Genomic DNA, 18,747 nt, shown 5'->3' with positions numbered 1-18,747 from the left:
GCGGGTCACGACCGGCCGCCTTTCTTCATTTCTGTCTGAGCCGGTTAAATGGTTCAGATTTTCAGTCTGTAGCGTTGTTTTACGGATTCAGCCTCGGTTTTACGGCCCGCGCGGTCCAAGCTTTTTTTGAGGATTCGCGCGAAGCGTTGGGTGACGGCATGATGGTCGCCGAGTTTTTCCGCGACGACGGGCAGTTCTTTGGTGAGGACCGCACTCGCGTTACCAAATTGTCCGCCGCGGTAGAGGAACGAAATGTAGTTGCTGAGTGCGCGTAAGGTGGTGGGGTGGGTTTCGCCCAACACGCTTTTCAGCGAGGACCAGTTGGTTCCGGCCAGGATCGCGCCTTGATCGAATCGGCCTTTTTTGAAGTGGAGGCCGAGGTGGTTGGTGGTCAGTTCGAGGGTAACCTGGTTCTCGGGACCGTAATGGCGTCGCGCGAGCGGCAAGTATTCGAGGTAAATGGGTTCCGCATCGTCGAGGCGATTGAGCATCAGGTAGGCGGCGCCCAAGGCGTTGGCGCTGCGCAGGGTGCGGATGTGGGTTTTTTCAATCACCCGTTCCTGGGCGCGATGGACTTCTTCAAGGATCGGGAGCGCTTCCTCGAGCCGTTTTTCGTCCAAAAGGGTGCGGCCCAGGTTGTAGCGGGCGAGCAAGGTGCGGGCGTGATCAGGGCCGTATTTGGCCAAGCGCAGGTCAATGATGTGGTTGAGCATGGCCTTGGCTTGGTCGATTTCCCCGTTTTCGGCCAAACCCAGGGCGACGCTATTCATCGCGGAAAGGGTGGCGGGGTGATCTTTGCCCAAAACCCGTTTGCGGGTTTCAAAAACGCGATGAATGATTTCGGCCGCCTCCGCGGCGCCGTCAAGATCGCGCAGGTCCAAGGCTAAGTCGGAAAGTGCTCTGAGGGTATCGGGATCTTCCGGTCCGTGGTGGGTTTCATAGGCTGAAGCGACCTCTCGGTGAATGGCCGCTGCTTCTTTGGCCTTGCCCTGTTCGCGATAAATGGCGCCCAGCACGCGCCGGCTTTCGAGGTGGTCGCGATGGTTGGGGTGAAGGTGTTGCGCGCGCAGATCAAGCGCGGTTTGCGCGTGAAATGCCGCGCGATCATTGGCGCCGAGGTTAAAAAAGGTGTTGGCAACGGTGTGGTGGAGCATGGCGCGAATGAAGGGGTCGGGTTCGGCTTGCGGGGTCAGTTGGTCGCTGTACCGGGTCAGCAGGGTAAGTAGGGTGGCGTCGGGATCGTCGGCCTCGGCTGATTGTAAGAAGCGGCTGAGGTGGTTTTGGATGGTGCGCGCGTGGTCGGCGGCGGCGACCGCTTGGCGGTGGCCGGCCTCGGCCCGCTTCATACCTTGAACCGAAAAGAAGGTGCCGGTTACCAGGGCGGCAACCACCACGGACACCACCGCGATGGGCACCCGAAATCGGTGCACGAGGCGGAGGCCTTGCTGGAGCGGTGTGCCGTAATCAATGTGGATGGGTTCTCCGCGTTCCCGCCGCCGCACATCGTCGCGTAACAAGCCGACACTTTGGTAGCGCAGCTCACGGTCGGGCGCCATGGCTTTGCGAATCAGCGCGTCAAGATCGCCGGCCAAAGCACGGCGCATCGCCGCGGCCGTGGTGTTGCGCTGTTCGGCCGCCGCTTGTTGTTCTTTTTTTTCAAGCCGGGAGAAGTGACGCGTGATCGAGGGCGCGCATCCGGTTTGGGCATCCTGGTCGAAGGCTTCGTTGGAAAGGATCGAGGCTGTTTTGGTCGCGTCGGGCAGGTCGCCCAGCATCAGCTCGTACAAAATGATGCCCAGCGCGTAGAGATCGCCCCGTGTGTCGGTATCCCGGCCCGCGCGCTGTTCCGGGCTCATGTAGGCCGGGGTGCCGACCACGGCGCCGAGCCGGGTTTGTTGCGGGTTCGGTGTTTCCCCGGTATTGCTCACCGCCTTGGCCATCCCAAAATCGATAATTTTGGGGATAACCTCGCTGCCGGTTTCGGTCACCAAGATGTTGGCGGGTTTGAGATCGCGATGAATGATGCCGCGCTGGTGCGCGTAGGCGACGGCCTCGGCAACTTTGCCGAACAGCGCAAGCCGATCACGGATAGAGAGGCGATTGCCGTTGCAAAAATGAGTGAGGTGACTGCCGTCAATCCATTCCATCGCAAAAAAAGGCGTGTCCGTGTCGGTGACCCCGCTGTCGTAAATTCGCGCAATGTAGGGATGGTTGAGGCCCGCCAGCAACTGTTGTTCTTGGCGGAAGCGATGCAGCACGCGATGGGAATCCATGCCGCCTTTGATGACTTTTACGGCGACCCGACGCTGGACGGGTTCGTTTTGTTCGGCGGCGTAAACCACACCCACGGCGCCTTCTCCCAGTTTGGCTGTCGGCCGGTAGGGGCCGATCTGTGCGGGTAGGGGGGCGGGCTCCGGCGTCTCCTTTGGATGATCTGGCGGCACTTCGGTCATGATTGAGCTGGTGTTCCTTGTGGCTGTGGTCGTCCCACCACGCCGCCGGCAAAGGTTGCGACGCGGAGGTTGCGGGTGTCTAGAAAAATGTAGCGAATTCCGCCCGCTTAACCAAGCGGCTTCTTCTACCGGACAGGATGCTTCAATGCCAAGGGGCGCGATACGCCAGTCAGGTCATGGGTCCGTTTGGATGAAAAATCCCCGGTATTCATCGACCGGTTTTTTCAAAAAATCTTTTGGTTTGAATCCTTCGGGGTGCTCAATAACGCCGCCCCGCGCCGCCGTGTTGTGGCGGAAGGCGTTTTGTCGGAAAGCGTGTCTCGGTAGGCCCTTTGTTTGTCCAGGAATACCCAAAGAACGACGAACCCTTCGTGATCAGGGGTTTCTTTACGCGCCGATCAGACGTGCTTAAGGGATGACTGATCGGATTTAATTCAATTAAATATAAAGGGTTAGCTCAAAACTGAGCAGCATGCGGTGGTGGGCCGGCGGGGTTTCTTACTTTTAATTTTACATTCAACCGTACGGTTCTACTTGAAACCTATCAGGGTCTGAATCAGTATAGCCTCATTAAATGAATGGCCCTCTCGAAAAGGAACACGCGCCCTTCTTGGGAACGGTCGAGGGGTGATCATCCTGTTGTCGTTCGGCGTTGCATCACTTGGCGCCGACACCCCGGCCCTTTGTTTCATAACCATCTAAAACACCTGTTTGCAAAAGCTTTCGGAGGAAAAAACCATTATGTTCAAGCGCATCGGCTTGTTTCTTCTAACCAACTTGCTCGTCGTGGTCACTGTCGGGGTGATCATGAACATCGTGCTCCCCATGCTCGGTATCCAGGTGCGCGGCACCACGGGTATCGCCATTTTCTGCGGTATTTTTGGGATGAGCGGCGCCATGATCTCCTTGTTCATTAGCCGCTGGGTCGCCAAACGTACCATGGGCATTCACATTTTGCCCGAGGGAGAGCCACTCCAACGGATGGTTGCAACATTGGCGCGCGAGGCCGGCATCGCGGTACCCGAGGTCGGTATTTACGAATCCCCGGAACCCAACGCCTTTGCGACCGGCCCCTCCAAAAACAGTTCACTGGTCGCTTTTTCAACCGGTCTTTTGGACCAAATGAATGAACGGGAAGTGGAGGCGGTTGCCGCCCACGAGGTTTCCCACGTCGCCAACGGCGACATGGTCACCATGGCCTTGTTGACCGGTGTCGCCAACGCCTTCGTGATGTTTTTCGCGCGGATGGTGGCGATGGCCATCGATACCTTCCTGAGTGACGATGAGGGCGGTGGTTTGGGGTTCTTCGGCTACATCATCGTGGTGTTTGTACTGGAGAACGTTTTTATGATGCTGGCCTACATCCCCATTTCCTGGTTCAGTCGTCAGCGTGAATACCGCGCGGATGCCGGCGCGGCACGGTTGACGAGCCCGCGTTCCATGGCCCAGGCCTTGGATGCTTTGCGCAATGTGACCGCGGCCGACCGTGTCTCCGGTGCCATGGCGCTGCAGCGCATCAGCAGCCCGAAGCGCGTTTCTCTGTGGGCGACCCACCCAACCTTGGAAGACCGCATCGAACGCCTCAACGCGATGTAATCCCATGTCCCTTTCGGGGGGCGTAGAACCACCAAAAGCCGCGATGCCTATAAAAGGAGTCGCGGCTTTTTCTATGGTGCACGTCTAGGCCGTCTCTCGGTCGTCATCTTCGTAATCACACGGCGCTCAGCTTCTTGCTAAGGATCCTTGTGGGAAATGCGGGCTCGTGAAGCACCGGGTTTTCTCTGAATGCTGGGGACAAACGCCCGAGGCCGCGGCGGATTAACGGCCTTCGTCGGCCCAACGCAGGGGGCGGGGGTGTTTGATCAAACCCACTTCCTCCGCGTAGCGGTAGAAGCGTTGCAGGCTTTCGCGTTCCTCATCGCCCAGGTCATAGTGAATGTTGTGGCGGAAATAATGTTGGATTTCTTCGGCCGGGAAATCCCAACGTGCGCGAATTTCGGGCATGCGCTGCTCGATTTGCGGCAGGCCGTAGTTTTTGGCTTTGAGCAACATGGCGCTGATTTTATCCGTGGGCAGATTGGGGCGCATGGTCCAGAAGGCGAAGACAAAGGGCAAACCGGTGCGTTGGAACCATTCCGCCGCGAGATCGATTTTGGCCACATCCTCGGGCAAGGGGCGCAGGGCGGCGTCGCCGATAATGAGCGCGGCGTCGGCTTCCGCCAGCATGGCCTCCGGTCGCGGCGACATGGTCAAAAAGCGAGGTTGGCGACCGAAGCGCAGGTGGAAAATGACCTGGACCAGGGCGGCGGAGGAGCGCGAAAAACGGTCCAAGGCCAAGGTGTGTACCTCGGCCAGGGGTTTTTTGGTCAAAATCAGCACACTGCGCACCTCGCGGCGTGAGGCGATGCAAATGTGTGGTGCGACCAGTAAGTGAGGAATACGCTGGTATTCGATGCTGCTGATCAAACCGACATCGCAACGGTTCGAGGCCAAGTTGTCGGCACATTGAGAGGGGAAATCAAAATGAAGGTTGACCTCGTCCCCAAAAATACCGTCTTTAAAAGCCATGTTTAACGGCAACGCGTTTAAATAATCAATAATACTGAAACGAACCGGAATCGACGTGTCGTGTAGCAAAGAACCAACCTCTGCCGCGGCCTCGTTTGGTATGCGGGCATGCGACCTTGGGGGTGGGGAGGCGTCTGTCTCCGTCACCATGCAGCATCATACCTAAGAGGCGCGATAAGCGCGAGGGGGTTTGGCTAAAGATCTGGCGCGAAATGGCTTGGGAAAAGCGGACCGGGGTCGCGCACGACGCGCACCCGCCGTCCCTGAGCATTTTCACAGGCCGTTGTAGCCCAGAAGTTTAGTCAAAACCACCGCGTCAGCGCTTCTTAGGTCTTACCGCAAAAAGGGGTTCATCCCAAAGACGGCAACCCTTGCGGGTCACCGTCCGCGCCCTTTGTGCTTAGGTAAAGTCGGCGCCTAAGAAGATTTTCAGGATGATGTAGCCAATCGCCAGCGGTGCGATGAAACGCAAGCTGAATTGAATGGCTTTGAAGGCGTTGGTCGGGTTGCCGGACGCGTCCAGCATGCCCAACTCGGCTGCCGTTGACTTGGCGGGGAACACCCAGCCCACGAACAAGGTGATGAAGAACCCGCCGACCGGCAGCAGCCAGTTGGCCGAGAGGTGGTCGAAGGCGTTCATGAAACCGGCTTTGTCCGCGAAGAACATTTTGTTGAGGGTGTAGAAGAAACCGCTATCTGCTTGGCCGAACAACTTGAAGTTGGTCAGCCATTCGCTGCCGCCGTTGGAAAGGGCGCACAAAATGCTGAACAAGAAAATGGTGCCCGCGGCGGTACCCGTCGCCTTGAGGCGGCTCCATTTCATCTTGTCGATGAACAGGGAGACGACCACTTCCAGCAGGGAGATGGTTGAGGACAGCGCCGCGAAACCGACCAAGATGTAAAAGATCGGTGCGATGATGTTGCCAAACGGCATTTCCGTGTAGAACATGGCCGGCAGGGTGACAAACAGCATGCCCGCGGTACTTTTGCCCATGTTTTCAATCACGGAAGGGAAGCTAAACAGGATGGTGAACATGATGAAGCTGGCCATCAAAGCGATCACGGTGTCGAGCAGGACAATGGCGACGGAGGCTTTGACAATGGACTCTTTTTTGCCCATGTAGGAGCCGTAGGTGATCATCGCGCCCATGCCGAGGGAGAGGGTGAAAAAGGCGTGGCCGAGGGCTTCGAGAATGCCCTGTTCCGCGTGTTTCATGGGGCTGGGCGTGAAGATAAAGGCGATGGCTTTGCCCGCGCCGTCCAGGGTAAAGCTGTTCAGGGTCAACAACACCAGGATCGACAGCAGCACCGGCATCAACACCTTGGTGGCTTTTTCGATGCCGCCCGCGATGCCGCGGGTGACGATAAACGCGGTAATCGTACTGAAGGCCAGAGTGAGGCCCAGTTGCAGCGGCCCGTTGCCGACGAAGTCACCGAACTTCAAATCGTCCGGGCTATAGCCGCTGAAGGTCCATTTGAGGCAATAGTAAAACGAGCTGATCGACCAACCCGCGACAACGGCGTAAAAGGAGAGAATCACCAGGCCGGAGATGACGCCCAGCCAGCCGACAATCGGCCAAAATTTTTCAAGTGGCAGCGATTTGGCCGCCTTTTCAAAAGCCGGTACCGGGCTTTCTTGAGTAAAACGGCCGATGACAATTTCGGCCATCATGACCGGCATGCCGACCAGAAGAATGCAAGCTAAATAAACAAGAACGAAACCCCCGCCTTGGTTGTCCCAAGTGATGTAGGGAAATTTCCATAAATTGCCGAGTCCCACGGCGGAACCGGCGGCGGCGAGCACAAATCCTAGGGAACTGCTCCATTGATCGCGCTGATTGGACAAGCCGTCCTCCTCCAAATCCATCAAATAAAATCGCCGCCCCGTTTTGCAGCGGCCCCCCGTGAGATGCACCATCCGCGCGACGCCCTGTTTTTGAAGGATTGCGGCAGGTTGGAAGCGGCTCTCAGGAAGGACAATAGGTAAAACACGGATCCTTATGTCGGGGTGACCCGACGCCCCATGATCCGTTGCGTTTCGTTGGTCTGTGCGGGGCCGGTTTTCGGCCGAACGGAGCTTTCGCAAGCGTCCCAGTGCGCCGGCCCCCCGTGGTAGCCGCTTGAGTAATTGCGATGCACCGAGCCAGGCGGCAGACGGTTAATGACGCAAGCACTGTAATATCAAGCGGTTTACGCTTTTTGACGGTTGCAGATGCGAAATGCAGGCTAGATCGTAGCGCAGCCGCGGGGGCGTGTCAATCAATGGAAGGGAAGGGGGGGCGCGGAGGATAAGGGTTGCCGAATGCGAGGGTTTGTCCTGGATGTAAAGGGGGCTCGGAGAAAACTTGGTGAGGGTTTGGTGAGAATTTGAGGTGGGCCGCTTGGGTTGCCCGCCGCTCCCGATCTTCTTTTTATTATGTAGGCGGGTGCAGATACCGGGTAAATGCTTGGTAAAAGGTGTGTTAGATTTGAGAGGCGGCATAAGCCGGCCGTTAAACTGAGTCCTTTAGGCGCAACCGTGGTGGTCGCTTTTTGCGCACGCCGACTATTGAAAGCTCGCCCCGAACCAGTTATGGTACGGGAAAGTTTACCGATAAGACGGCCAGGGTCGTCGTCGATTCGATTCTTCTTTTGCGCCTTTTCGCTTTGGTTCTTCTTGTGGGTTCGAGTTCTTTTAGTTAAAGGCTATTGCATGTTGATCGATTCGTTTCTTCATTCCGGCATGTCCGGGTTTCGCTCGTTTAGAAATAAGGTTCGCCCGTTTTCGGGGCTCTTGCTGATACTCGTTTTTTGTCTCGCCCCGGTTTTGGCCGGGGGCGGTGGTGGTGGCCACGCGAGTGATATTGATTTCCCCCCGTCGCTTGAGCGTTATGACGACAAACACCTCGACGGCATTTTTGAAATCATCCTCTTTCGCGCTAAAGACAAACCCTTCAACCTGGTTGCCTCGCTGATTTTCTTTTTGGCGATTGTGCATACGTTTTTGTCGGCAAGGTTGTTGGAGGTTTCCCATCGTTGGGAACACGATCACGAGGATGCGATTGATCGCGGCGAGGCCAAACGCGGTTCGGTTCATATGGGCGCGCGCCTGCTGCACTTTCTCGGTGAGGTAGAGGCGATCTTCGGGATCTGGGCCTTGGCGTTGATGACCGCGATTTTTGCGTTCTACGACTGGGACACGGTGGTTCACTACCTTTCCTACAAGGTGAATTTTACCGAGGCCCTGTTTGTCATTGCCATCATGACCCTTTCCAGTACCCGGCCCATTCTCAAGCTGTCCGAGCTGATGATGTGGCGGATTGCCAACTGGTTTGGCGGCATGCTGATTGCCTGGTGGTTTACGATTCTCACCTTTGGGCCGATTTTGGGTTCGTTTATTACCGAGCCGGCCGCCATGACGATTTCCGCGCTGCTGCTGTCGCAGAAATTTTACAAACTCAACCCCAAGGAAAGTCTTAAATACGCAACCTTGGCGCTGCTCTTCGTCAACGTTTCTATTGGTGGCACCTTGACCCACTTCGCCGCGCCGCCGGTGCTGATGGTGGCGGGTCCCTGGAAATGGGATTTGTTGTTCATGCTGACCAACTTCGGCTGGAAAGCCGTGGTCTGTATTGGCGTGGTGAACTTCGTCTATTACCGGATCTTCCGAGAGGACCTGCAGAAATTGCAGGTGAAATACGCGGTTGTGCGTTTGGGTGACGAGCTTCGCGGCAAATACATGCCGAGCGCGCGCATGCTGGCGCAGTTTGAAGAGACCGAAAAGATTTTGGAAAATCAGTTGCACTTCGGTGAGCGTTTGGACGACAAGTTCGAGGACATTAAGCGCAATATCCGTTCCACCATCATCAAAGACTTGGTGGGTCGTGACGTGGACCTGAACAGCCCCGATGCGCAGACCATTTTCGACAAGGTCTTCGACGAAAAGTTTTCGGACTTCAAAGATATCAAAATGAGTGGTGTTGAGTTGTTCGAGTGGGCCTTCGAGGCGCGTTTCTCCGAGATCCGCGAGGCGGAAATGGGGCGAGCGATTCCCGGCTTGTTGCCGAAAAAACGGCGCCCCCGTTACATCGACCCGGGTTGGAATTCGCGCGAGGACCACGTGCCCGCCTGGATGATGCTGATCCACGTGCTCTTCATGGTTTGGACCGTCTTCACCGCGCACTATCCGGTGCTGTTCATGGGCGGCCTGCTGTTTTTCCTCGGCTTCACCTCGATTACCCAACATTACCAAAACCAAATTGATCTCAAGGTGCCCGTGCTGGTGGGTTTCTTTCTCGGTGGTCTGGTCATCCACGGCGGCGTGCAAGCCTGGTGGATTGAACCGGTGCTGGGCAGGCTGGGCGAGTTGCCGCTGATGTTTGGGGCGATGGTGTTAACCGCCTTCAACGACAACGCGGCCATTACCTACCTGTCGACCCTTGTACCCAACCTCAGTCCTGAACTCAAAATCGCCGTTGTGGCGGGTGCCGTGACCGGCGGTGGTTTGACCGTCATTGCCAACGCGCCCAACCCGGCCGGTTTAACCATTCTTAAGGGTTATTTCGACGGCGGGGTTTCGCCGGTGAAGTTGTTGCAATACGCGCTGCTGCCGACGATGATCACCTTCTGCATTTTTTACGTTTTGTCATAAAGCAGGGGCCCCACCGGGCCCCGCGGTATCCGCCGGGAACATGGGGGAAGGGTGATTCCGCCCAAGCGCCGAGGTGGCGGTCCGTGGTATCATACAGACTCGGCTGTCCCCGCTCATTTACTCGGTAACCAATGTAACTACATTAAACGGAAAGGTTTAACTACGAATCGTGGCTCAATCCGGCTCTTCTCACGACCGTGCGCTGTTCCTGCGGCAACTGAATGGTGCGGCGCTTTATCCCGGTACCTCGCGACGCAAACTCTCGCGTCTGCTGTGGCGCGCGGGTGAATTGCGCATTCTTGAAGCGGAGGAAGCGGTTCACCGTGCCCTGAAATCGCCACAGCCCGATGTGGTTTACGCCGCTTCGTGGGCCGCCGGCCGCTGTCGTTTTCACGGGTTGTTGCCGCTGTTGGACGAGGTACAACGCGACCCCACCCTCAAGGAACACGTGCGCTTAATGGCCGGTGAGGCGTGGCGTATGCTGCTTTCGGCGCGGGACTTAGAGCGCCTACAAGAGGTGTTGGTCAGCGGCTTGGATCCTTTTTACCGCGACCTCCTGCGCGAACCCAAACGTTTTCCGCGCAACTTTGTGGCCTTGGTCCAGCGGGAGCCTCGCGCCAAACACGCTTTTATTTTGTGGCGCCTTTACCAAATTAACGATCACGCCATGCGCGCCGCCCTGCTTGAAACCCTGCGCATCTGCCCTTTGCGCCCGCCCTTTTTCCGCTTTTTCAAGCGCATTTTTAAGATTGCCTATTTTCGCGGGGATAGCGCCGTATTCGGCCTAACCGCCTACCGGATTGAGGTCGAGGAAGCCCAAAAAGTCTCCGATTGGGGCTGGGTTCAAGACGGCGAGGACGTGTTCCGGGTGAATGTCCAGAAGGAGCTGGAGGAACCCGATTGCCGCATTGGTTTTACGCGCAAAACCAAAGCCTTTTTGCGGCGTGCGATCTGGCGTTACATGAACCGTTTGGCCGCTTACGACGCCGAGGGCTACACCGCTTTTGCCACCGAGTACCTGCGCCATTTTCGTGAAGAAGACGCCAAGCCGGTGCGTCGCTACCGCTGGAAAGACGGCGTGGCGGATGAGGAACGCGAGGTGGTCCTCGACCAGTACGCACCCTACTATGCGCTCAACCACATCATTCACGGTCGCGGTGAACGTTACCGGGTTGAGTCGGCGCGGTTGTCGTGGCGCTGTCGCGATCCCTACCGACCCGGCGATCCCAAACCCGAGGGCAGGGAAGACGCGTTCCCGACCCATTGGGATCAGCATCCCGAACGCTGCCTGGCGCTGCTGACCGGTGCCCGTGCGTTGCCGATCCACCAATTTGCCATTGCCGTGCTGCGCGCATATCCCGAGGTTTTGGCGGAATTGGATGAGGCAACCATGGTCCATTTGCTGGAATCGCCCTTCGCGGAAACCCGCTCCTTCGCGTTTTCCCTCATCTGTGACGACAGCGACACCTGGCTAAGCCGCTCGCGCATCGTTCAGGTGTTAATGCGGGCGCCGGACCCCGAAAAACGCGCCTTTGCCTTGGCTTCTCTACAACGCAATCCCGAGCTTTTTACCGACGCCGTCAACAGTTGGGCCGGTTGGCTCAGTCACGAAAACGAAACCATCCGCCGCGAGGGTTTGGCCAATTTCAAAGAATGGCACTTGCCGATGACCCAGTCGGCCGAGCTGGGCCGGCGTCTGTCCGTGCGCTTGGCTTCTTCCTTCGATCCCGCGCGTTCCCGCGATATTTTGGAAGCCTTTGATTATTTGCTCGCCGAGGGGTTCCCTTGTTTGGAAGGATGGGAGGCCCACGTGCTCTTGATGTTGGCGGAGGACGAGCAAGACGCCGTTCGCGCCTTGGTAGCGCGGGTCCTGCGGGAAGGGGAGCTGGAGCCGCTGCGTTTTGAAATGGATTTTTGGCCCACCCTGCTGGATATGGAGGATGACGAAATCGTCTTGGCTGGTTTGTTGCTCGTGCAAAAGTTGCCGTCCACCATGGCCGGGGTGATTGCCGGTCGGGTACTCAACTTGCTCGGCCGCGATCCCGAACGCTTTGCGCCCGTCTTGTTGCCGCTCATGGCCGTCATCACCGAACGGGACCCCCGTTTTGCCGACCGCTGGGCCTGCATGATTGCCCGAGAATTCTTGCCGCCGGCCAAATACACCGAGGTCCAATTTGGTTTTTTGGTTCAACTGATGATGGGACCGCTTACCTTCGGTCTGCGTGCCGTCGAACCGCTCACCGTCTGGCGTCTTCTGCAATCCAAGCAGCGCGATGAGGCCCAGCGTTTGGGCGAGTTCCTCCTGCGCGAGTTCAGCCCGTCGAAGGTTTGGCGCGACAAAGATTTGGTCAAGCTTTGCAACCATCCGCTTGCCGGCGTGCGCGCGCACGCCATGGGTTGGGTTCGTCAACGGTTTGGTTTGGGTGACGGTGATCAGGTCGTGTGGTTCGGGTTGCTTGCCTCGAAACACGAGGATACCCGCGCCGCCTTTGAACACGTGTTGGATGAGCGTCGCCGTGCCGGAAAACTCGGCCCGGATGTGCTGGCCGCTTTGTTAGAGCGTAAACGCAGCGAGGTTTCCCGTTACGGCATGCGTGTTTTGCGGGAAATGGTTCATGATTCGGCGCGTTGGCACCAATTGGCCGACTTAGTTCGTCTGCCCTTTGCCAAGGCCCGCGCCCATGCCTTACAGGCCTTGGCCAACCAAATCGACCATCATCCCGAACTGTTGCCCAACCTCAAACCCGTGCTGGAGGCCCTGTTGCAATCGACCGGTTCCCAGTTGGCGCGGCGCGAATTTTTCAACCGGCTCGGCGCTTTGTGCGAAGGACACGCCGAACGGGGGCCCACCTTATTTCGCCTGCTCACCCGCTTGGAAGTGCCCGTTTCTGCCATGGCCGGCAACGACGTGGTGCGTTTGTTGTGGACCCTGCAAAACGCCGATCCGGCGCTGGACGCCCATCCCGACCGGGTTGCCTCGGCGCCCTGAATCCCAATTCATGCTCGCCCTTCCCCGGCGACCTTCATTCCGCTATCATAGGCGAGCCGTCGCCCCCACGGGTCGTGCTCACCTTGCAACCCGAATGGTGTTTCGCCATTCATGCGCTCAGACCCACCATGCATGCCCGGTCGGCGCGTGGCGCGACGTCGCCTGTACCGCCCGCGACATTACGGTTCGAATTCCGAGAACCTAATGCGCGCGGACGGCGGGTCGACGTCGGCGCCGTACCGCCCGGCAGGATCTAGTTCACGAAGGGACGACCCATGGGGCGCGACGGCACCCGAGAGGAGGGGTGATTGGGCGAGCGAGAGAAACCCGGGGCACGACAGGGCGCGGGAACACCGTCCCTGGAGGACCGGGAACAGGAATGTCGCGCCATTGAGCAAGCGGCCTTGGCGGCGTTGGATCGTGATCTGGCTGAGAAACGCCTGGATGAAGGCCTTAAACGCGAGCATTGGTACGAACACCTCATCGCGGCCAGACCGCGCCGAGGAAAACGCCGCTTCCCGTGGAAACGCAATCGCAAACCTCGTCCCGTTTTTTCCGCCGAGGAACACCGCGTTAAGTTTGATTGTCCCCCCTTGCCGCGTTTGGAAGATGTCGCCCATTTGTTGGACATCCCACTCGCGGAGTTGCAGTTTCTCGCCTTTGGCGACCGCCGCCTGGAGATCAGCCATTACCGTCGTTTCGCCATTAGTAAAAAAAGCGGCGGTCAACGACAGATCGCCGCCCCGATGCCGCGGCTCAAACGCGTGCAACGGATGTTGTACGAACAGCTTTTCCAGCAAATTCCCCTCCATCCCGTGTGTATGGGGTTCCGGCCCGGTCGTTCCATCGTGGACAACGCCCGACCCCACGTGGGTGCGGATGTGGTCGTGAATCTCGATTTACAAAACTTCTTCCCCGGCATTCCCTACGCTCGGGTGCGCGGTTTTCTGCGCGCCATGGGTTACAATGCCGCCGTTGCGACCTGTTTGGCGCGTTTGGTGACCGAACCCAGTGTTTCCCGTTTGCAGTGGCGCGGGCGATCCTTTACCGTGGAAACCGGGCCGCGGCGGTTACCGCAGGGGGCGCCCACCAGCCCGGCCGTCGCCAATGCGATTGCCTACCGCTTGGACTGTCGTCTGATGGGTTTGGCCAAGGCCATGGGCTGGCGGTATTCCCGTTACGCCGACGACCTCTCCTTCTCCGCCGTCGGCGAACCCGCCTTTGTTGTCGGTGATCTGTTGGCGAGGGTTCGGTCGATTATTGGGGAAGAGGGCTTCACCGTGCACCCCGACAAAACCCGCATCCAGCGCAAAGGGCGGCGCCAGGAGGTGACCGGGTTGGTGGTGAATCGGGTCGTTTCGGTGCCACGTGACGAGTTACGCCGTTTTCGCGCGTTGCTGCACCAAATTGAACGGTCCGGTTTTGAAGGAAAGCAATGGGGACGCGGCGGTGACCTTCACGCGGCGATTGAGGGTTACCTGAATTACCTGGCCATGGTTGACGAAATTCGCGCCGAACCCTACAAAAAACAATGGCGGCGCATTAAAGGCGCCGCCACGGATTAAGGAATTGGAAAAAAAGGGTTACTTGGATAAACGCGCCTTTTGGGAGAGGTAGTCATCGAACGCTTCATAACCGGGCGTTACCGCGATGCCGTAGGCTTCCATGCTCTCGGCAATTTGTTTCTCGACCGGTCCGCCGACAATGAGTTTGCAGTTTTTGGGGAGTTGATCGCGGATCGCTTTCATTTGTTCGGCCATGCGCGGTTCGCGACCGCTTCCTTCTGAGAGCCAGAGGCAAACCCCGGCGACCCCGGTCCGTTTGGCGGCCATGAGGATTTCGCTGTCGGGTAGGTTGGGGCCGAGGTAGAGGCCGTAGTAGCCTTCCTCGCCGGCGATCGCGGCGGTGATTAGGGCGCCGAATTCATAGGTGCCTTGCATGGGGGTACTGAACAGCATCACCGAGCCGGGTTCGGCGCGGTTGCCGCGCAGCCGGATTAAGGTTCCGAGTAGGTTGCGAATCAGCACGAACAGCATGTGTTTTTGGCCCATGGTCACCGTGCCCATCGACCATTCTTCCTCGACGCGTTCACACAAGGGCACCACGATTTCACTGAGGAAACGACGGGTGCTGGTCAGGGAAGCCTGCTTTTCCAGCTCCAGATCGACCTCAAGGTATTGGTAGTCCTTGCAGGCTTTGACGATTTGGTCGACCTTGGCATTCACCGTGCGCACCGAACCGGGATCGCGGAACTGGCGGAATTCTTTAAGGATGTCTTGAAGTTGGGGATTGGTGAGGTTGGCGACGCTGCCGATGCGATGGCCCGCATCAACCACGCGTTTCAAGAGTTTGAGTCGGGTAATGTCGTGTTGCGAGTAAAGGCGACCGCCTTTGACGCGGCCGGGTGTGATGGCGCCGTAGCGACGTTCCCAGGCACGAACCGTGTCGGCCGTCAAATTGGTCAGCTTACAGACCGCGCGCATGGGGTATAAGGATTGGTTCATGGGATCTCCCGCGGGTCGCAACCCTGCCGAAACGGGGTGCGGAAACCTGTTTTCATCCTAAGGTGGAAACGCGAACATATCAAGGTTTTGTCCTGCAAAAATCCACCTTATGGTTCGCATCCAATTTTCTGAAGGTCCTGGCTTCAAATCCGGCTATGAAAAACTTTCCTATAAATTATGCGGTCCTTAGCGCGAGCGTGCAAGCAATCGGGACACTTCTTTTACTGAACAGGGAATAGACATCTGTATAACCAAAGTTTGACAGATGGGAATCTTTGTCGACCATTCAGTGCAGATTTGCAACTTTGTCACGGGTTTTTCCATTTAGTTATCCGTGGCTATTTGGTACAAGGCTCGGATTTTGATGGAATTCACGCGCGATCAGCTTTTTTCGGGTCGGCAGAACCTTGTCATTCGCGGTATGATTTCCGCACCCCTTTTTCGTGAATTAGCCACATTGTTTCTTTTTCTTTAGACCCACCGGTTCATTTCATCTTCGCCGTTTTTGCCAGGCGATTCGGCACTCGCCCGCAATGTCGCGGGATTTCCTCGTGCGGTGGGCGGGGTCTGTTTGACCATGGAGGTACCCGTGTTTCAGGAAGAGCTCGACTTTTTTCAAAATCAGTCCCTACAACTCAGTCTCGATCCCAACCTCGCCAAACTCAACGCGCCACCGCCGGAAAACGGTGTGTTTATCAGCCAGCAACTCAAACTCCCTTCTGCCACATCTTTTAATGTATTGGGCCAAAGCCTCTCCGCCGAGTTTGATCAACAACTCCAGGTTGCCGTCATCCAGAACAGCAGCCTTAACCAGGTGTTTGACGACAGCACCGGCGGGGCGCCCGAGGCCCTGCCGTCCCTTTGGCAACTTTCGTTTCAAATCGGTGCCGGCTTGGGCGGTGATGCGGAAATTCCCGTCGGTACCCTGGTCACCGCCGCGGTCAATGCCAAAGCCGACGGCTCCTTTAAATACCGCTTGGTGCGCACCCCCGCGGGCGAAACCCGGCTCGACGCACTCAAATTTTTGGCGGCACAGACCCGCTTCCCACTACGTCTCGAATTAAAGGACCTTGCCGCCGCCGGCGCGGTGCAGCAGTTCCAGTTCCAGTACGAACTGGATTTCGGGATCAAGCTCAGCTTGGGTGTGAATTACAGCAAGCAGTTCGATGCTTTGGGCAAATTGTTCGAGGGGACCGCGCTAAAATTTGACGCGCAGGCCGCTTTAAAAGCCTCGCTTGGTTGCTCGCTTTACGAAAAAATGGATTGCACCATCGGATGTTTGGCTGGGAGTAAGGTCGCGCCGCCCTGGGTTCGCGTCCGCCTTGATCGCACCCGCAAACGCACCTTCACCGCCGGTTTGTCCTTCTCCCTGCAGGTTCAGTACAATCTCGGCAGCGTGCTGATTCAGCTATTAGAAGATGTTCTCGAGTTGGCCCCGGTTAAAAAGTTCCGCAACGCGTTGACCCGCTTGGCCGACGACATGCAACCCGTGGCCGCCGGTGATTGGCAGGCCGTGGTTGACAAGTTGGGCCAAGAGGTTGCCGACGAACTCGACGCGCGACTGGACCTGAAAAGTTACCTTTCCCAGGGCAAGTTTGACGAAATTTGGAAAACCGCCCAATCGATTACCACCGCCTACAACAACCTTGACACCCGCCTCCAAGACTTTTGGCAACGCCTTCTGTTTAAAGCAGATCTATCTCCTGGCTCCAAAATTCGGGACACCTTGCAAAAAATTGCCGACCTCAAGGGAAAAACCTTTGCGGAAACGGTACGCACCCTTGTCGACCCCGACTTTTCCGAGCAGATCGAAATGGTTGAGGCCCTGGCCGGGGAATCACTGGAACAGTTGCTCACCGGTTTGGGCAGCCGGCCCCAGGACGCGATTCAAAAAGCCGCCACCCTTGCCGCCCAGAGCCAGACCTTCTTGAACACCTTCCCGAATCAGGTCATTAGCCGTTGGAACCAAATGGCTCAGGAAAGCGGACTGGCCAAAGCAATGAACTTTATCCAAACCAACCTAACCTCACCCCAACAGCTCAGCGCCAAGCTCGACGACGAGATGGAAAAACTGATCACCCGTTTGCTTGGAAAAGCGCTGGACAAGGTCAGCCAGGAGGATTTGGCGCGAATTCAAACCTTCGCCAAAAAGGTGACCGACCTTATTGAGAAGGTCACCGATTTCGACCAAGACTGGAAATCCTCGCTGGCCAAACTCAACGGCGACCTGGGCTTCAATCTCGGTGCCGAAATCGGTTACGAGGCCATGCGGCAAACCTTGTTTGACCTTGAATTGGACAGCACCAACAGCGCTTTACAAGACAACTGGTCGCTGTTCCAGAAGCTGGACATTCCCGGCTTTTTGGCCAAACTTCCCCAGACCGACGACAACGAGGAACCCCCCTTCCGCATCAACGAATGTCTGTTTACCAGCAGCCGTTTGCGCACTTCTACCTTTAGCCTGCTGCTCAATCGCCTCGGCGAAATTTTTGACGCCACCAAGGAAACCACCAAAAGGTTCCAGCAAAGCCGCGTTGAGGTCAAAGACGCGCCCGCGCTCTACCGCACCGCCTCTTTTACCGGTTCCTTGTACAAGGAAGTCACGCGCAACAAATTCAAGTGGACGAGCACCATCGCCCTTGAGGTCAACGGGAAAGGGGATGGGTCCGACCTTAGCGATTCCTACACCTTGGAGGGTTTCAATTGGGTGGTGACCACCCACATCAGCAACCCCAACGTCAATCAGGAACAACTCGAGGCCCTGCGCACGCTCCTGACCGAATTCCTGTTTCCCACCAACCCCGCCGACTTTGTGGTGCCCACCGGTGAGAACACCGCGTTTGCGTTTAACCTGCGCTTGACCCTCGACAACAGCGCCGTGGACGCGTTTTTGAAGTTGGCCGCCAAACAAAGTGTCGCCGCTTGGCAACCCTACTTGCTTTCGGCCGCCCGTGCCTTTTACGGCTCCGCCTTGGTACCCAGCAAAAAAATTCGCCACAAACCTGCTTATGAGGTGTTGCCCGCCGCCGTTCTCTCGCCGAGTTACCTGCAATACCTGCCGATGGAGGAGGATCCCCCGCTGCGAACCTTTATCGAGGTCGCCCTGTCGGATGGTAAGAACCTTCGCTTTGATATGCGGGTTCCCGACGGAACCTTGGTCGATCTCGGCTTAAAGGCCGGGAACGCGGGTAAGGTGTTCGGCCGGTTGGCCGCGGGAACCGAGGCCGTCGAAACCCAAATGGACACCGCGTCTTGCCGCAAGCTCACCTTGCGGTATCCCCGTCTTGCCAACCGTTGTTCACCCGACGGTTGGAGCAACCCGATGTTTGCCGCGCTGCTGGTCTGGTCGGTGATCAAGGACAACCCTGAATTCACGCCAGGAGTGAACAGCCGCGGTTTGGGTTCGTTGCGGTTCCAACAGGGGGCGACCTGGACCAACCCGGTTTGGTTTGCCCTGGGCGACGTCCAGCCGGGTTCATCCAACTAATATCAGCCGGGCGGCGCCCCATGCGACGCGCGGTATGTGCGGTGAGCCTTGGTTGGGCGCGAGGATCATCTCGCGAAAAAACGGCGCGCCGGTTACAATCAGCGGAGAATCGTCTA

At 57.4% G+C, this 18,747-nt stretch carries 9 protein-coding genes; 5 read left to right on the top strand and 4 right to left on the bottom strand.

What is annotated here, in order from left to right:
• Nucleotides 1-53: 53 nt before the first annotated feature.
• The gene (locus tag J3U88_RS12275; protein WP_207859056.1) at nucleotides 54-2,453 is read right to left on the bottom strand and encodes a serine/threonine-protein kinase; all 2,400 of its coding nucleotides are present in this window, start codon (nucleotides 2,451-2,453) and stop codon (nucleotides 54-56) included.
• Nucleotides 2,454-3,194: 741 nt separating this feature from the next.
• Here J3U88_RS12275 and htpX point away from each other — a divergent pair.
• On the top strand, nucleotides 3,195-4,049 hold the full coding sequence (gene htpX, locus J3U88_RS12270) for a protease HtpX (RefSeq protein ID WP_207859055.1): 855 nt from the start codon (nucleotides 3,195-3,197) through the stop codon (nucleotides 4,047-4,049).
• A gap of 222 nt (nucleotides 4,050-4,271) precedes the next feature.
• Here htpX and J3U88_RS12265 read toward each other — a convergent pair whose 3' ends face one another.
• Both J3U88_RS12265 and J3U88_RS12260 read right to left on the bottom strand, forming a co-directional pair.
• Nucleotides 4,272-5,090 carry a menaquinone biosynthetic enzyme MqnA/MqnD family protein gene (locus tag J3U88_RS12265; RefSeq protein ID WP_207859054.1) on the bottom strand — a complete coding sequence of 273 codons (819 nt, stop codon included), beginning with the start codon at nucleotides 5,088-5,090 and terminating at the stop codon, nucleotides 4,272-4,274.
• Between the two features lie 331 nt (nucleotides 5,091-5,421).
• Complete coding sequence (locus J3U88_RS12260; RefSeq protein WP_207859053.1) at nucleotides 5,422-6,867, bottom strand: sodium-dependent transporter; 1,446 nt, start codon at nucleotides 6,865-6,867, stop codon at nucleotides 5,422-5,424.
• A gap of 927 nt (nucleotides 6,868-7,794) precedes the next feature.
• Between J3U88_RS12260 and J3U88_RS12255 the strand changes: the two genes are divergently transcribed.
• From J3U88_RS12255 to J3U88_RS12245, 3 genes are all read left to right on the top strand, one after another.
• Nucleotides 7,795-9,651, top strand: a complete 1,857-nt coding sequence (locus J3U88_RS12255; RefSeq protein WP_207859052.1) for a putative Na+/H+ antiporter — start codon at nucleotides 7,795-7,797, stop codon at nucleotides 9,649-9,651.
• A gap of 169 nt (nucleotides 9,652-9,820) precedes the next feature.
• Complete coding sequence (locus J3U88_RS12250) at nucleotides 9,821-12,640, top strand: hypothetical protein (protein WP_207859051.1); 2,820 nt, start codon at nucleotides 9,821-9,823, stop codon at nucleotides 12,638-12,640.
• Between the two features lie 308 nt (nucleotides 12,641-12,948).
• Nucleotides 12,949-14,205, top strand: coding sequence for a reverse transcriptase family protein (locus J3U88_RS12245; protein WP_207859050.1), 1,257 nt, complete (start codon nucleotides 12,949-12,951; stop codon nucleotides 14,203-14,205).
• Between the two features lie 18 nt (nucleotides 14,206-14,223).
• Here the strand turns inward: J3U88_RS12245 and J3U88_RS12240 are convergent, their stop codons facing one another.
• Nucleotides 14,224-15,144, bottom strand: a complete 921-nt coding sequence (locus J3U88_RS12240; protein WP_207859049.1) for a MerR family transcriptional regulator — start codon at nucleotides 15,142-15,144, stop codon at nucleotides 14,224-14,226.
• A 589-nt stretch (nucleotides 15,145-15,733) separates the two neighbouring features.
• Between J3U88_RS12240 and J3U88_RS12235 the strand changes: the two genes are divergently transcribed.
• A complete protein-coding gene (locus tag J3U88_RS12235) occupies nucleotides 15,734-18,631 on the top strand; it encodes a hypothetical protein (RefSeq protein ID WP_207859048.1) in 2,898 nt (965 codons plus the stop codon).
• Nucleotides 18,632-18,747 lie beyond the last annotated feature (116 nt).

Source organism: Acanthopleuribacter pedis (assembly GCF_017377855.1).
In the GTDB taxonomy this organism is placed as follows: domain Bacteria; phylum Acidobacteriota; class Holophagae; order Acanthopleuribacterales; family Acanthopleuribacteraceae; genus Acanthopleuribacter; species Acanthopleuribacter pedis.
This window is presented reverse-complemented; position numbering and strand designations above follow the sequence as displayed.

Coding starts and splice junctions, on each gene's coding strand:
- J3U88_RS12275 (WP_207859056.1), bottom strand. CDS start 2,453: ATGACCGAAGTGCCGCCAGATCATCCAAAGGAGACGCCGGAGCCCGCC.
- htpX (WP_207859055.1), top strand. CDS start 3,195: ATGTTCAAGCGCATCGGCTTGTTTCTTCTAACCAACTTGCTCGTCGTG.
- J3U88_RS12240 (WP_207859049.1), bottom strand. CDS start 15,144: ATGAACCAATCCTTATACCCCATGCGCGCGGTCTGTAAGCTGACCAAT.